The sequence below is a fragment of the Methylocaldum sp. MU1018 genome, assembly GCF_053646775.1.
Genome location: NZ_JBSJPA010000004.1, coordinates 24,605 through 38,135 on the forward strand (window position 1 = coordinate 24,605; position 13,531 = coordinate 38,135).

The 13,531-nt window shown below is 53.7% G+C and carries 15 protein-coding genes; 8 read left to right on the plus strand and 7 right to left on the minus strand.

What is annotated here, in order from left to right; all coding sequences use genetic code 11:
- Window positions 1-61: 61 nt before the first annotated feature.
- The 7 genes from ACWJKU_RS19635 to ACWJKU_RS19665 all read right to left on the minus strand — a co-directional run bounded on the left by ACWJKU_RS19635 (window position 62) and on the right by ACWJKU_RS19665 (window position 5,662).
- Window positions 62-1,075, minus strand: a complete 1,014-nt coding sequence (locus tag ACWJKU_RS19635; protein WP_454148470.1) for a type IV secretion system protein — start codon at window positions 1,073-1,075, stop codon at window positions 62-64.
- Window positions 1,076-1,085: 10 nt separating this feature from the next.
- Window positions 1,086-1,394 carry a hypothetical protein gene (locus ACWJKU_RS19640; protein ID WP_454148472.1) on the minus strand — a complete coding sequence of 103 codons (309 nt, stop codon included), beginning with the start codon at window positions 1,392-1,394 and terminating at the stop codon, window positions 1,086-1,088.
- A 203-nt stretch (window positions 1,395-1,597) separates the two neighbouring features.
- Window positions 1,598-2,389 carry a type IV secretion system protein gene (locus ACWJKU_RS19645; protein ID WP_454148474.1) on the minus strand — a complete coding sequence of 264 codons (792 nt, stop codon included), beginning with the start codon at window positions 2,387-2,389 and terminating at the stop codon, window positions 1,598-1,600.
- Window positions 2,386-4,785 carry a VirB4 family type IV secretion/conjugal transfer ATPase gene (locus tag ACWJKU_RS19650; RefSeq protein WP_454148476.1) on the minus strand — a complete coding sequence of 800 codons (2,400 nt, stop codon included), beginning with the start codon at window positions 4,783-4,785 and terminating at the stop codon, window positions 2,386-2,388. Before ACWJKU_RS19650 ends, ACWJKU_RS19645 begins: the two co-directional genes overlap by 4 nt.
- Before the next feature lie 10 nt (window positions 4,786-4,795).
- Entirely contained in the window at window positions 4,796-5,101 is a 306-nt protein-coding gene (locus ACWJKU_RS19655; protein WP_454148478.1) for a type IV secretion system protein VirB3, read from the minus strand.
- Complete coding sequence (locus tag ACWJKU_RS19660) at window positions 5,101-5,391, minus strand: TrbC/VirB2 family protein (RefSeq protein ID WP_156881807.1); 291 nt, start codon at window positions 5,389-5,391, stop codon at window positions 5,101-5,103. The genes ACWJKU_RS19655 and ACWJKU_RS19660 overlap by 1 nt, the downstream gene beginning before the upstream one ends.
- Window positions 5,360-5,662 carry a hypothetical protein gene (locus ACWJKU_RS19665; protein ID WP_156881808.1) on the minus strand — a complete coding sequence of 101 codons (303 nt, stop codon included), beginning with the start codon at window positions 5,660-5,662 and terminating at the stop codon, window positions 5,360-5,362. Before ACWJKU_RS19665 ends, ACWJKU_RS19660 begins: the two co-directional genes overlap by 32 nt.
- A gap of 179 nt (window positions 5,663-5,841) precedes the next feature.
- On the opposite strand from ACWJKU_RS19665, the gene ACWJKU_RS19670 reads away from it, so the two are divergent.
- From ACWJKU_RS19670 to ACWJKU_RS19705, 8 genes are all read left to right on the plus strand, one after another.
- Window positions 5,842-6,486, plus strand: a complete 645-nt coding sequence (locus ACWJKU_RS19670) for a lytic transglycosylase domain-containing protein (protein ID WP_454148480.1) — start codon at window positions 5,842-5,844, stop codon at window positions 6,484-6,486.
- A 785-nt stretch (window positions 6,487-7,271) separates the two neighbouring features.
- On the plus strand, window positions 7,272-7,754 hold the full coding sequence (gene radC, locus ACWJKU_RS19675) for a RadC family protein (RefSeq protein ID WP_454148482.1): 483 nt from the start codon (window positions 7,272-7,274) through the stop codon (window positions 7,752-7,754).
- An 81-nt stretch (window positions 7,755-7,835) separates the two neighbouring features.
- On the plus strand, window positions 7,836-8,639 hold the full coding sequence (locus ACWJKU_RS19680) for a DUF4942 domain-containing protein (protein ID WP_454148484.1): 804 nt from the start codon (window positions 7,836-7,838) through the stop codon (window positions 8,637-8,639).
- A 272-nt stretch (window positions 8,640-8,911) separates the two neighbouring features.
- Window positions 8,912-9,667, plus strand: a complete 756-nt coding sequence (locus ACWJKU_RS19685) for a ParA family protein (RefSeq protein ID WP_454148486.1) — start codon at window positions 8,912-8,914, stop codon at window positions 9,665-9,667.
- Window positions 9,664-10,665, plus strand: a complete 1,002-nt coding sequence (locus ACWJKU_RS19690; RefSeq protein ID WP_454148488.1) for a ParB/RepB/Spo0J family partition protein — start codon at window positions 9,664-9,666, stop codon at window positions 10,663-10,665. Before ACWJKU_RS19685 ends, ACWJKU_RS19690 begins: the two co-directional genes overlap by 4 nt.
- Before the next feature lie 77 nt (window positions 10,666-10,742).
- Window positions 10,743-11,069, plus strand: a complete 327-nt coding sequence (locus ACWJKU_RS19695) for a TrfB-related DNA-binding protein (RefSeq protein WP_454148490.1) — start codon at window positions 10,743-10,745, stop codon at window positions 11,067-11,069.
- Between the two features lie 336 nt (window positions 11,070-11,405).
- Window positions 11,406-12,416, plus strand: a complete 1,011-nt coding sequence (locus ACWJKU_RS19700) for a replication protein (RefSeq protein ID WP_454148492.1) — start codon at window positions 11,406-11,408, stop codon at window positions 12,414-12,416.
- A gap of 364 nt (window positions 12,417-12,780) precedes the next feature.
- Entirely contained in the window at window positions 12,781-13,083 is a 303-nt protein-coding gene (locus tag ACWJKU_RS19705) for a hypothetical protein (RefSeq protein WP_454148494.1), read from the plus strand.
- The last annotated feature ends 448 nt before the right edge of the window (window positions 13,084-13,531 follow it).

Here is a 13,531-nt window from a genome sequence, read left to right on the forward strand (position 1 = left end):
TTTGCGTTTGCCGCCCACTGATCTCGTCACACGACTTTCGCTGCGAAAGTCGCTACGTCCATCACGCTGCTTCACGCCGCTTTTCTGCCGACTGCGCAATTTTTCGAGCTGTCTCGATCTTGCCGAGCTCAACATTCGAACCCCAGCGCTGTGCCGCCCGATCGCGCAGATAACGCGCCCCCATGCCTATGCCCGTCATTTCGCGAGCAAGAGGCTTCGTGAACATGTCCGCCATTGCGCTAGCGCCAGAAACGGATGCCGCACCCACCATGCCCCCGGCGATACTCGGAACTTGGCGAATCAAGTACCACATAGCGACCATCACAAAGAGGGTCACAGCCGCAGTCGTTAGGTCGATAAGCCCCGTCTCGGCTTCCGCGATGTTCTCGTCGAGAAGCGCTAGAGAGAAGGCGATTACGCCCGTAGCTAAAACCGGGATTACCGTGAAACCGACGACAGATCGCACCCAAGCGCCAAAGATGTCACGCGTCGCGCTGAACATTGCTGTCGGTATAAATGCCGGACCTAGGACAACGGTTATGGCAAATGCCATTTTTGAGAACAGCAGTACGAATGCCCCAAAGCCTAGAAGAAGCACTCCGCCGATCAGGATGAAGAGCCCCGCAAACAGCGGCTCCCAATTGCCCATGATGTCGAACTGACTCAGGAGCGCGTTAAAGCCTTTTAGGATGCGCCCGAACGCCTGCTCGATGACTGTCCCGCCCGATATGGCGCCTTCACCCGGAGCCGCGGCGCCGCCGTAGTCGCCGATCTGCATTAAGACGCCGCCGAGTTGATCCTGAATCGCCTGCAAACTGCCATAGGCCCAATCGCTAAATACCCCCCAATTCAACCCGACGTAGCCAATCAGGCCGCCACGCATCATGGTCATGCTTATGTCGGTAAAGTTGCCGCGGCCGGTGCGGAGATAGTTAATTCCCCAAATCATCGTGAATAGCGTGAAGCCGGTCCAAAACGCCGGTGCTATCTCGTTCGCGACGGACTGATACCCGCCGGCGACGTAGTCCGTTGCTAGGTCGTCCACCTTCGCAAACATGTTTTCGATGCCTGCCATGGCTCAGCACCTATTTCGATCCATTGATCAGCTTGTCGGCTGCTTTCATCGACCGAGCCAAGTAATGCGCTTTTTTCGCCTGGCCCATCGTTACCGAGCAATAATCGAACTTCCATGGCTCTCCGTCGTATTGGCCCTGCTCGCAGTTCTTGTCTTCAGCATTGGTCATTGCCTCGTTCGATTTGAGTTCGGCCAAGCTGTGCGGCGGCTTAGCTACATCCACAGCCGGGACGGTGAAATACCGAACCGCGAAGCCGCTGCCGAAGCCAAATACATAGGCGGTGGCAGACCCGAGGATCACAGCAGTTTTGATGTCCATTCTTACGTCCTTCGTATCTGGTTTAGTTGATAACTAGGCCCACAGTCGCCGCCAATGCTGGCGCAGGGTGCAGTGAGCTCGCGTTTGTTGAGGTTGGCGCATCCTGATACAAGGATTGCCATCAACACTGCGATGATTCTCATTAGCTTTCTCCATGAGAGCCCCAGCCGGTTAGCGGGGGATGTCGTCACCTAAGACACCACCTAATTGATCATCTGGTCAGCGACCTGGTACGCCCTCGTAAAGCGGCGTTGGCCATTGCCGTAGCGGGTGAGCTCTTGCTGTCCGGCAGCGGCATTCTGCGCTAGGGCCATCGCCTGCAATCGTGCCTGGTATTGCTGCATCAGCAAGTTCTCGTAGACCAACCTATTGTTAAGATCCACCGCAGCTTTTAGGTCCGCCGTGTTCTCGATCTGCGCGCCGAGTAACTGCATCCTCCCGGCCGTCTCGTTCATATCGGCTAGCACCTGCTCTGCGGTTGCGCGGCTCACATGCGTCATGCCGGTAGCGTCGCCATACGAGTTCATCTCTTCCGCGCGCTGGTCTGAAAGCAAAACGTTGTCCTCAGTCACCGGCGCATACACGTTCCGCAGATCATTCACGCGAGCGCCAAGCACGCCATTCATGTTGATGCCGGCCCTGTACTCGGCAAGCATCTGGTTAACGCCGTTCTGCACCCAATTGCCCATTTGGTCCTCTACGCCGCCCCTGGCGATATTGCCCATACCGCGACCTCCGGTGATCGCTTCATATTCGGCCTTGAGCGTGTCGTACTGGTTTTTTAATACCGAAAGCTGTTCCGCCGCTTTCTGTACCTGCATCGCCATATTCGCGGCCGTCTGGATGTTCTGAGCCAAATTCGCGGTATCAAGCACTAGGTCGATGGCGTTCGCAGGCATGGCCATGGACCCCACCCCGATCACCAGAGCGGCCGCAACCATGGCCTCGTGGCGAAGATCGTATTGCGATAGAAATCTCTGAATCTTCACTTTCATAGGGTTTTTCTCCTTGAATTAAAAATCGGCAACCAAATTGCCGGGTCATCGCCAACCTCCGCGCGGATCTTGTCCAGAAGTTGAACGGTGTTCTTGTTACCCGAGAGTACGGCGATAAAGTCGTCCATGCCGTTCATGTCCAGTCGACACAGCACGGTCTCGTGACTGTTCTTCACAAGAAAGCACCTCGACTCTGGCGAAAGTCCTTCCTTCAGCAACTTGAATTGCTTTTCACTCAAATCCAAATAGCCGCGGTAGGTTTCACGATCAGCCCGGGGATTCGGGAAAATGATGGCCGTCTCTGACTGCTGCTTAATCGCTGCGGCGGCCTCTGACTGGATGATGCTTTCTGGCGCTTGAGTCGCCAGTGCTACAAAGCCGTTGCGTTTGCGAATGACGAACTCGAAATTTTCGATTTTCTTGCACATGATCGGATCGCTCAGGCTTTTCCAGGCTTCGTCTAAAAACAGTCCGAACGGCTGGCCATCGAGCATCAATTCGACGTTGTGAAACAGCCAGAGCAGCGCCGCCCGACGCGCGAGCGTATCGTCCAAGATGTCCGTCATATCGAATCCGGTAACTAACCGATCGATATCGAGCGTGTTCTCTTCGTTATCGAACATCCAACTAAGCCGGCCGTCGCCATACCAAAGCCGAAGCCGCTGCGCTAGGTTGTTGCCTTCATACACGCCGAACAGTTGCGCGACATGGCGGAGGCGGCGCTCTTTCTTTGTCAGAATAGGATCGAAGCCGCTGGCGACTACTTCGTCTATCTTCAACAGTTCTTCGGTTGTCAGCGTCTCGCCGCCAACGGTCAGCATGGCCCTGTACAAATCAGTAAGAAATGCACGGTTCAGCGGCGTGTCGTCTAAGTGAAGCGGGTTCCAGCCGGTCGGCTGTCCCGCGCGGATCTCGAAATACGCACCGCCGACAGCGCGGATGAAGATCTCCATACCGCGATCTTTGTCGATCAACACTCGGCGGCCCCCATACTTCAGCGTTTCCGAAAACAGAAAGCAGGACGTGAGAGTCTTACCGCTGCCAGTGGGGCCGATGACTTGCGTGTTGCCCCTATCGGCTACATGAAAGTTGAAGTGGTACGGTGTCCCCGATGACGACTGCAACACCGTGACTGACGGCCCCCAATGTGCCCGTTCCCGACCATGCGGATAATTGTGCAAGCTCACGAAGTGAGAAAAGTTCTTGGTGGATATGCGAGCCGCGCGGGTAATGAATTTCCAGTTCGCTGGAAGCTGAGCGTAATAGGCGGCTTCTAAGTTCACGTCCTCACGTACGCCGGTAATGCCTCGACTGCCGAGCACGGCGCTACAATCACCGAGCAGACGGTTTAGGTTCTTGTAATCATGAGTCCATGTCATGATCGTGAAGTGATGCAGCCCAAACCCGCTGTCTCCGAGCGCTTCGTCCATAGCGGCATCAAGTTCTTCTGTTTGGCTTACGCCCTTGTCATGCGTGCCGCGTAGCCGTCCTTGCTGGCGTTGTATCTCACTTTGCGTAAGCGCCCGCTCTTCACAGCGAAAGCTTTGCGTAAGAATGAATTCCTGCGGCACTGTCAGAAAGTCATTCGTCAGCGACGGAGCTGTCCACGCGTTGTACTCTTTGATGCTGATAATGCCGCCATAGAGTCTGTCAGCCATGCGCCGAATTTCGATAATGCCGCTGTCATGAAAGATCGGCCGCGCGTTTGGCAGAATCTTTGCGATCGGTTGATTCGGCAGGCTGTAGCGCTGTTCGGAAAGGTTGAGCAGAAAGCCTAGGAAGCTCATGACTTCCGATTGCGGACCGTACTCCGTATCAATCACGCGTAGCACGCGCGGGTCATAAGCGCGAAGATGGGACAGAATGTTTTGCACGACTTCGCCAAGTCTTACCCGTGCTTTTGCTTCGTAGGCTCGACGTTCGGCGTCGTCCATTTTGTGAGACAAAGCCGTGAATAGGTGCTGAGCGCTACGAATGGCGCCTTCGCCTTGCTTGTGCACTACGGTGAGGTAGAGCTCATTCACATACTGCTCACGCTTACTGAGCTGTGCTTTCCAAGCGTTGCTTAGATCGCGAGCGAATCCGGCCGGCTGCGTGCCCTCTGGTAAGACCGTCTTTTTGCGGCGGATCGTATGAGCGTACAAGCCAATATCCGAGCTATTGAAGCTACGAAGCAGCGAGTTACGGACCATAGCCCGATGATTGATTATGCTTTGGTCTTCCGTCTCGAAAGCAAAGCCGCCGACACGGATGACTTGGAGAAAATTGCCTTCGACAGTCTTTACCGTCTGATCGTCGACATGGCAGGTGTACGGTATATATTCGGAGGCTTTCACCTCCAGCCGCTGCTCGCGAAGAGAGCGGCTTTCGGGTTGTTTTACGTGGCGCCAGAACATTGACTGACTCCTAAAACGGATCGTAGCTGTTGCCACCCCAATCCGAACGCCGCCGACACTTCATGAAGTAGCGGCTTTTGGCGATCCAAATGTCAAACGACCTCGGGTCCTTGAGACACACCAGATAGCCAAACAGCCACAGTGCCGGCGCTGTTGCGAGCGCCCACAACATGCTTTTCGCCCCGACGTAGATGGTTACAACAATCACCATACAGATAACGGCGTAGCTGTCTGTGACGCCCAGGATCATGGGAGGTCTGGTGAGCCCTTTGTACAAGGGCTCCACCATCTCTTGCTCTTGTTCGGCGCTGTTCATCAGCCCGCGAACATATCAACGAGCGTTGCCGCCCCGAAGATAATGCCAATCGCCAATATCACCTGAAGCGCCCTGGTCCAATCGATCCGGCCAGTCAAAGCACCGATGCCAAACCCAATCACCGCGATGATTGCAATCGATCTGGCCACGCCACCGTTCAACAGATCGATCAGGCTTTGTAGGCCAGACTCGATCGCATTGCCGGCTGCTAACGCGTCTGCGGACATGGTCAGCAGTGTGAGCGTGATAAGTACCTGTCTATTCACTACCTTCTTTAGTTGCTTTTTCATCGATCACTCCTTCGTCAGCTTCCAAAATCACTTTCATTTCTCTGATGCCTGGCAGGATCTCCTTGAGCTCTCGTATCGCCGCCCCGATATCCCGCCACTTCTTCTCGCCGCCTCTCGCGGAGATCACTCTCGCCCGTCCTTGACTGGTAACGACTTGGGCTTCCCACCAGTTGTGCGGTCCTTTTCCTGGCACCGGGTGGAACTCAATTCCTATCCCGCCGTTTTGCTCTATCCACATTTTGGCTAAGAGGCGTTGGTCCACTAGAAACATGACCAACACCCCTGATTTTGGCGAGTTACATCAATTTTAGTCATCGCATAACCTATTTTGTAAACATAAAACTATTTGTGTCAATCAAAAAATTATTCTTGTATTACAATATTGATTGAACTTGTTGTCCTCTGCGGTTATGTTGTTAGGAAGCATGCTTCTTAACACGGAGGACAGGTATGTCAACAAAACAGGCGTTTACGTTTATCACGGCGCTTTCTGTCGCACAGTCAGCCACCGCCTTTTGCTGGAACGAAGCCGCCGGCGCTTACGGCCTCGATCCGCGATTGCTGGCTGCGATTGGAAAAGTGGAGAGCGGGTATAACGCCAGGGCTTACCGAGCCCCATACGCAGCCGGCAACCGAAACGGCACCTATGACCTAGGGGTGATGCAAATCAATTCGCAAGAATTGCCGGGACTGGCGGCGCAAGGGATAACAGAGGAATCGCTGCTTGATGATCCATGCGTAAACATATTCCAGGGCGCGAGGATTTTACGAGAGAAGATCAACCGGGTTGGACCTACGTGGAGAGCCGTGGGAGCCTATAATGCTGGCGAAAAGGGCAGCGCAAAAAAACAGCGCCAGTACGCTCGGGCCGTCCAAGTTGCCTACGATGAACTCCTCGATAAACCTCTTCCGCAGCCATCCACTTCCACACAACAAACGTTCACTAACGTCTCCGAATTACCGCGCCGCACAATTCGTACAGATAGGGCTCCGTCATTCGTAATTGATATCGAGTCAGATCACACTGACACTGACGACGAAATGCCAATTCAGGGTCAGGAGCAGGACCAGGCCGACATGATCGATATCGAGTGAGTGTTGTCTCGATTCTCTCAAGGCGGTGGGATTATGAGGTCCGCCATTTTAAGCGCTCATCCTACAGCCGGAGACTTGCTTGGATGGTTAGTGTAATGATGGCGCAACACTTTTGCTTGTCAGTTATGGATGAAAAACGCGTAGGACTTTACTTACATCAACTTTCGCTGCGAAAGTCGCCCTGAGCATGGGCGTTCCCCTTTGCTGCGCGCCGGGCCGGGCTGCTCCGGGCTGCGCTCTCGCTCCGGTCCCTTCACTCTGCTGCGGGACTACCCCTACACATCCCTAACGCAATTGGCACCGGGCAGGAAGGTAGGTGGGGTGCTGCGCCCGCCAATCCCTGGCCGGCTGCGCTCGATCGGCAAATCCTCTATACGCCGAGGCCTCGGTGGCACCGTCCTGGCGCTCGCGCTCTGCTTCGCGAAGCGGCGCATGGCCAAGAAAGAAGAGAGCCCTGCCTTGAAAGCTCGATCGGTTCAGGGCGCATCCGCGCGGCCGACACTAAACCAGGGCATAGCCGCAGCAACGGCAGTAACTTATGCCCCACCCGAAGGGTTGACTCTATCACGTCGGCTCCCTCGCTCCGCTCGATTAACCGGCAGTTCAATCCATAGACATCGATAAAGTTTGGCAGGAAAGAGGGCTGGGGGGAGGCGATTCCCGCGTCACCATATATATAAAAAACTATTGACAAGTTAAATACTTATTTTTACTATAGAGCCATATTCAGCGGATTGCTGAATACCGTGCCGGGCGGTTTCCCGGTCCAGCTTTGGAGGTTCAGCATGGCTACTCTTTTCGTTCGCGATATCTTCGGTAACTACGCGGCTGCGGAGCCGGAGGCTGTTCTTTTGGAAGCGAAGCGAGTTATTGCGCGAAAGTTCCGTCGGGGGCGGGCGCTCACGTCTCCGGCTCTTGCAAAGGAAGCGCTCATCTTCGAATTGGCGGATCGCGAGCATGAAGTATTCGGCATGGTCTGTCTCGACAATCAACACAGGATCATCGAATCCGTGGAACTCTTCCGGGGAACCATAGACAGCGCCAGCGTGTTTCCGCGCGAGGTTGTTAAAACAGCCCTCGGCGCCAACGCCGCTGCCGTCATGTTTTATCACAATCACCCGAGCGGCGTAGTTGAGCCCAGCCAGGCGGATCAACAGATCACACAGCGTCTTAAACAGGCATTCTCGCTGATCGAGGTCCGTGTGCTCGATCATTTCATCATTGGCGGAACAGAGGCGTACTCCTTTTCGGAATCAGGCCTTTTGTAGCGATTTTGGCGGGCGGGTTTCGGCCCGCCCCTTTCTTGTCCGATCCGGGCGGTTTCCCGGCCCATTTTTGGGAGTGCAAAAATGTCTCAACTCATCAAGAGCGTCAGCATCGAAAACATGGTTAACCAGCGCGAGGCCGTCGTGGAGCGCATCCAGCAAGCATTGGAACTGTTGGGAGAAGCCGAGAAGATCGCCAATGCCGCACACATCGGATTCCCGCGTCTAGTCATCGATAACGGCTATTCGCTGCGTGGCCGCGCGGCGGTTACAGGACCGTACGCGAACCGCAGCGAGGCCGAAGCGTGCATGATCCGTACGGTAGACGCTGAGGCATGGAAGTATCTGATGAACGAGTCGGGATTACGCACATTTATGGACGCGGCGGCCCGTGAAAAGTGGGACAAGCAGATTGCCGAGGGCGATATTCCCGAGCTTACGACCGGGAACGTCAAGGCGACATTCGGTCAGCTCTACAATGCGCGGGGAGACATGTTCGAACGAGGGGTTCTCGAATGCTTCCGGCGCCTGTCCTGGGACTACAGAACGAACCAGCCGTTCAAGTTCGGAAAGCGCATCATCGTGTCTTATCTGTTCACCAATGGAACGCCGAACCACCGCGTTACCGACGAACTGGACGATCTCATGCGGGTCTTTCATGTCCTCGATGGCAAGCCCGAGGCCGACCACCGCCAGGGCATGTATTCGCTGATCTGGACCGCATGGCGCGAGCGTCGGGAAAGTGAGGTGGAAAACGATTATTTAAGCGTTAAATGGTTCAAAAAGGGCACTGGGCACGTAATATTCAAGCGTCTAGACCTAGTTGACCAAATGAATCGAATTTTGGCTAAACACTATCCTGGCGCTTTGGCGGACGCCTCCAAATGATAACGATGTATATAAAAAACTATTTACAACATAAATACATTTATTTACTATAGAACCATGCTCAGCGGATCGCTGAGCACCGCGCCGGGCGGTTTCCCGGCCTCACTCGCGCATGCAGGAGCTATCTATGTCGATTAACCGTTTTGTCGTAACGGGGCTACGTGGGAGCCTACCCCGAACTTTGGTATACCGCAACGACGGGCAGGAGGATAACGTCGATTTGCCTGTTTTTTGGGTTTCGCTGCGAAAGTTGCCGGCTTGAGGTAAGGGGAATGACCGTGACAATAGTGGTTAGCAATCAAAAGGGGGGCGTGGGTAAAACCATGTTCTCCGTGCATCTTGCCGAATACTGCGCTGAACGCGCCAAGGTTCTATTTGTGGATGTTGACGGCCAAGGCAACAGCACTCGGTTTTTCCTCGACGATCGAGCCAAGCCCGGCAAAGGAGCCTCGCGTCTGTTCTCGGACGGCGAGGCCCCGGAGATCATCAAGGTGCGTGAAAACCTTGCGATTATTCCGGCTGACAAAACGCTGAATGACGTAGAAGCAGCACCGCTCGAGGTCATTATGCTGCCTCGGCGACATTTGGCCGCATGTGCCGCCGGTTACGATGTAGTCATCATCGATACGCCGCCTTCCCAGGGGCGCCGCTTGTTGGGTGCTTTGATAGCCGCCAACGCTGTGGTAACGCCATTAGGGCTGGACAAAGCCAGCTTTGAAGGCATTGAGGATCTGCTGAACGATATCAAGGTGGTCCGTGCAAAGATGAACCCGAGCATGCGCCACATTGGGATTCTGATCAATCGATTCAAGCCTGCGAACAAGGAGCAGCGCGCCAACCTTCGAGCACTGCAATCAGATTTAGGGGATCGAGTGTTATCGACGGTCCTACAAGACCGCTCTCCGGTCGGCACTGCCTTCGACAATCGCAAACCGATCTGGAAGCGGAGCAAGGGCGAAAGCGCACAACGGGCCGCGCATGAATTTCGGGCGGCTTGCGAACTGGTTTACACGAGGGCCACGGCATGAGCGCATTATTTTCTAAAAGTTTGCATGAGTTGTTGGACGATGCTAACGCCGAAACCTTGCGACTGATCCCGGTTGACGCCATCGATCCGGACCCGGATCAACCAAGAAAGGAGTTTCATGAAGAGTCGCTAAAGGAGATGGCCGAATCGTTGAGGATCGAGGGACAAATAACGCCCATCGAGGTTACGGACACAGGGAACGGGCGCTATATACTCGTGGTGGGTGAAAGGCGATGGAGAGCCGCTCAATACGGCGGCATCGTCGAGCTGGAAGCCAAAATCAAGACGCTGGACTCGCGCCAGCGCTTGCGCCGTCAACTCATCGAGAATTTACAACGGGAGGATATGTCGGCGCTCGACACCGCTCGCGCAATTAAGCGCTTGGTGGAAAGCGAGGGCAGCGCGGTCGCTGCTGCAAGAGCCATCGGCAAAAGCGAGGCTCAAGTCTCTAAATACCTGTCGGTGCTCAATCTGCCGCCTGCCGCAAGCGAGCTAGCAGCTACTAAAGTCACTCGCGACGTCGAAACACTTACGACCCTAGCGAAGATCGAGCGGGATGACGAGAAAGCAGCTCAAGCTATTGTCGAGGAAGCGAAAGCTACGGGCAAAATCTCGCGAGGAAGAGTTCGAGAAATAGCCCAACAGCTTAATGGATCACTGCAAGGAAAACGCAATATGCGGAAGCCGAATGCTGATGCAATCGACTCTGGCAACAAGGCGAGGACGCCTCGACAGCCCATTATTACCGCCGCTGAGCTTCCGAATAACGATCCCAAGCGGGAATCTAAGAACAATGGCAACGGCGTGACTCAGCCTGTAGAGATACGCCGCACAACTGCTCAAGAGGATTCAACATGGGCGGGCATTCGCAACCCTGATGAGATCGTAGCGGAAATACGTCGTCAAGCTGCCCAAGATGATCCGACATGGGCAAATATTTTGATGCGGGACCTGTTGATTCTCTGCGATGAATACGAACGACTGAAAATCAGGCAATAGTAGGTGATAGCCATGATTGCCGATATACCGGCAATCATGGCCTTTAATGGTTTATAGGTATGAGTAGATTATCAAAGATGGCTGGCGCACTGACGCCCAGCGAGTTTGACCAGGCAATAGCGCGATTTCCAAGAATGTCGATCAAGGCTCGAAATGTCGCGCGCGCTATCCTTGTAGATGGTTTGACGTTTGAAGAAGTGACGAACTTGTATAACACCAGCCGACAATTAGCCCATTCGTGGGCCTCCAAGGTGTATGAAGCATTCACTCCGGCCGGATGGGAATCAGAGTTAATCGTGCTACCGCCCGAAAAGATGAAGCTTGTTCGCGATATGGAACGAAACGCGCGCGCCGAATGGGAAAACTCGCTAGGTCATGCCCGCATCGTTAGACAGCGGGCATAGCTACTACTGAGGGATGTAATATGACATATCGAGTTTATGTGCGGTGGCCGGCTCAGAAAGTCACAGACAAAACGGTGACAGAAAGCCGATCGGTTGCCGAGCTGGCGTATAAAGAATTAGTAACCCGAACCGATTGGCCACCCGATGTAAAACCGCTCGGAGTCGCGTTCACCGAGGACGGTAAGCAAATCGCCTACCACAACTTTATGGATTCAAACAAAACAAGCTAGAACCACCTAGCGGCTGAAAGGGGGGATATTCAGGATGGTGTCCGATGTCGATCTTTCTTTGCCGACTGACTTACCGTTACCGCCAAAACGCGGGAATACTCCAAGAATGAACGACGGAGAATCGTACCAGAACGTCCAGATGGATTTATTCCAGACGTTTTTATGTAACACGGATGCCGAGCGGGACAGGATGTCTAACACAATCGATATTTGGGATAGCATCCCTCGTTATTCCGTGTCCCGACAAGAGATGAACAAACGACGGGACAGCAACGGCAACCTGCCGTTACTGAACATTTCTTTCGAATACCGGGGACAGCCCTATACCGCCGAGATTCAGCCTGCCTTGTTAAAAGAAGGTGATAAAACTGTCGCTTATTATCCCAGTGCTAGCGAGGAGCTTGTCGAAGACGCGTTGCGGAAGCTTGCCACGCATCAAAACCGGGGATTTTTTGAGAAACCGACATTTCGCAGCGGAGTCGCGTTTTCGCTATACGAACTTCGCGCGGAACTGGCGGCTCGTGGCCATACTCGCTCCTTTCAAGAAATCGTCCAAAGCTTGACGATACTCCGAAAAAGTCACATTGAGCTTTGGGTCGGTGAAGGGCGCGGAGAGTCATTCATCGCTGCGAACTACCTGCCGGCACTGGCCGCCGTATCCAAGAAAAAACTTTTGGACGATCCAGGCGCACGCTGGGTTGCTCAGTTCCATCCATTGATAACGCAATGTATTGATCAACTGACCTATCGTCAATTTAACTACGCCATGATGATGGCGTTGCCGTCCCAGCTTGCCAGATGGATTCACAGGCAACTTTCGATCAAGTTCACATTCGCTGGCCTAGCGGCGAATCCGTTCGAAATTCGTTATTCGACCATTAAGCGCGACAGTTGTTTGCTCAATTGTGCCCGAGAGATCGACAACAGGCGGTGTGTGGATGACGCTCTTGCGGATCTCGTCCAGGTTAAGGCTTTACAAGAAGTTACCAAGGAACCTGTACGTGCCAACCGAGGAAAGATCGTGGATGTTATTTACCAACTTAAGCCCACCAAAGAGTTTGTTAAGGAAATGAAGGCGGCGAATAAGCGACTCCAGGGTGCGTTGAAAATTCGGTAGGTTTAGGTCACACCAGCCGTGCTCGTCGGTAGGTATAGGTCACGCTACACGGTAGGTATAGGTCACGCCTACAAGTTATCCACAAGTAAGGGCGGATCTCGGCAGTAGGTATAGGTCACACCAGGCGTGCTCTTCGGTAGGTATAGGTCACACCAAGCGTGCTTTTCGGTAGGGATAGATCACACCAGCCGTGACTTTCGGTAGGTATAGGTCACACCTCCATTGCACATCTATGGCATTTCCCGCAACTCGGTAGGTTTAGGTCACAGCTATAGACTGTTTTCACTTCACATTCAAAGTTATACCAAACTGTAATCTTTAATCTTTCTTTAATCTTTTTAAAAATTAACCTTTGGGACTACTGATGACCCAGTTTTTTGCATTGAAAGTGTTTTTGGAACATGAACCGCCCAGCCTATGTACCTTGAAAGGCGATATCTTCATCAGCCCGCATGGGCGCTTGTGCGGCGTAGGGAAGGAGGCCCACCTGTCGAGTGAAGTACTGGCCAATCAATACAAGGAGCATCTGTTGGGACGCATCCAAAAGCGTTATGGAACGGGCAGCTCCGTTGAAGTAGTTGAAGGCTCGTCCTCCTCTCGCAATGTTACGGCCCAGATCGAGATGGACTCAAAGCGGGTTCTGGACCGGTTGACTAAAGTCAAGTAGCCCTGCGTCCTGATCGCCAAAAACTAGCGATATCTTGCAACCCATCGAATCTGGTCTAGGCTTCAAATAACCGCGCTGTTGTCTTAAACGCGCTTGCGCCTGATTCTACGGCAGCGCGACAGACCCCGACTTGCACCCAGCAGCCGGGGTTTTAGTCGATCGATTAATCGGTTTTAACCAACCCGTACTGATACGCCTAGCTCCGGGCAGCAATCGCCTTCAAGCGTTCATAGCCTTCGGTAAACGAGTCGCACAGGTCCAACTTCAGCCCGCCCATAGCTGAGCCTCTGCGGCCTCAGATACCTGTTTAAATCTCCAAAAGGTGCCGGCATCCATGCCGGAAATCAGTCAAATCCCTCCCGCATCGAAGCGCGGAAACACGATTTACGCGGCATCTGCCTTTCCAAACCAGAAAAAGAAAACGGCCTTTTAGAAAAGGGTTCTCAAT

Coding starts and splice junctions, on each gene's coding strand:
- ACWJKU_RS19635 (WP_454148470.1), bottom strand. CDS start 1,075: ATGGCAGGCATCGAAAACATGTTTGCGAAGGTGGACGACCTAGCAACG.
- ACWJKU_RS19640 (WP_454148472.1), bottom strand. CDS start 1,394: ATGGACATCAAAACTGCTGTGATCCTCGGGTCTGCCACCGCCTATGTA.
- ACWJKU_RS19645 (WP_454148474.1), bottom strand. CDS start 2,389: ATGAAAGTGAAGATTCAGAGATTTCTATCGCAATACGATCTTCGCCAC.
- ACWJKU_RS19650 (WP_454148476.1), bottom strand. CDS start 4,785: ATGTTCTGGCGCCACGTAAAACAACCCGAAAGCCGCTCTCTTCGCGAG.
- ACWJKU_RS19655 (WP_454148478.1), bottom strand. CDS start 5,101: ATGAACAGCGCCGAACAAGAGCAAGAGATGGTGGAGCCCTTGTACAAA.
- ACWJKU_RS19660 (WP_156881807.1), bottom strand. CDS start 5,391: ATGAAAAAGCAACTAAAGAAGGTAGTGAATAGACAGGTACTTATCACG.
- ACWJKU_RS19665 (WP_156881808.1), bottom strand. CDS start 5,662: ATGTTTCTAGTGGACCAACGCCTCTTAGCCAAAATGTGGATAGAGCAA.
- ACWJKU_RS19670 (WP_454148480.1), top strand. CDS start 5,842: ATGTCAACAAAACAGGCGTTTACGTTTATCACGGCGCTTTCTGTCGCA.
- radC (WP_454148482.1), top strand. CDS start 7,272: ATGGCTACTCTTTTCGTTCGCGATATCTTCGGTAACTACGCGGCTGCG.
- ACWJKU_RS19680 (WP_454148484.1), top strand. CDS start 7,836: ATGTCTCAACTCATCAAGAGCGTCAGCATCGAAAACATGGTTAACCAG.
- ACWJKU_RS19685 (WP_454148486.1), top strand. CDS start 8,912: ATGACCGTGACAATAGTGGTTAGCAATCAAAAGGGGGGCGTGGGTAAA.
- ACWJKU_RS19690 (WP_454148488.1), top strand. CDS start 9,664: ATGAGCGCATTATTTTCTAAAAGTTTGCATGAGTTGTTGGACGATGCT.
- ACWJKU_RS19695 (WP_454148490.1), top strand. CDS start 10,743: ATGGCTGGCGCACTGACGCCCAGCGAGTTTGACCAGGCAATAGCGCGA.
- ACWJKU_RS19700 (WP_454148492.1), top strand. CDS start 11,406: ATGAACGACGGAGAATCGTACCAGAACGTCCAGATGGATTTATTCCAG.
- ACWJKU_RS19705 (WP_454148494.1), top strand. CDS start 12,781: ATGACCCAGTTTTTTGCATTGAAAGTGTTTTTGGAACATGAACCGCCC.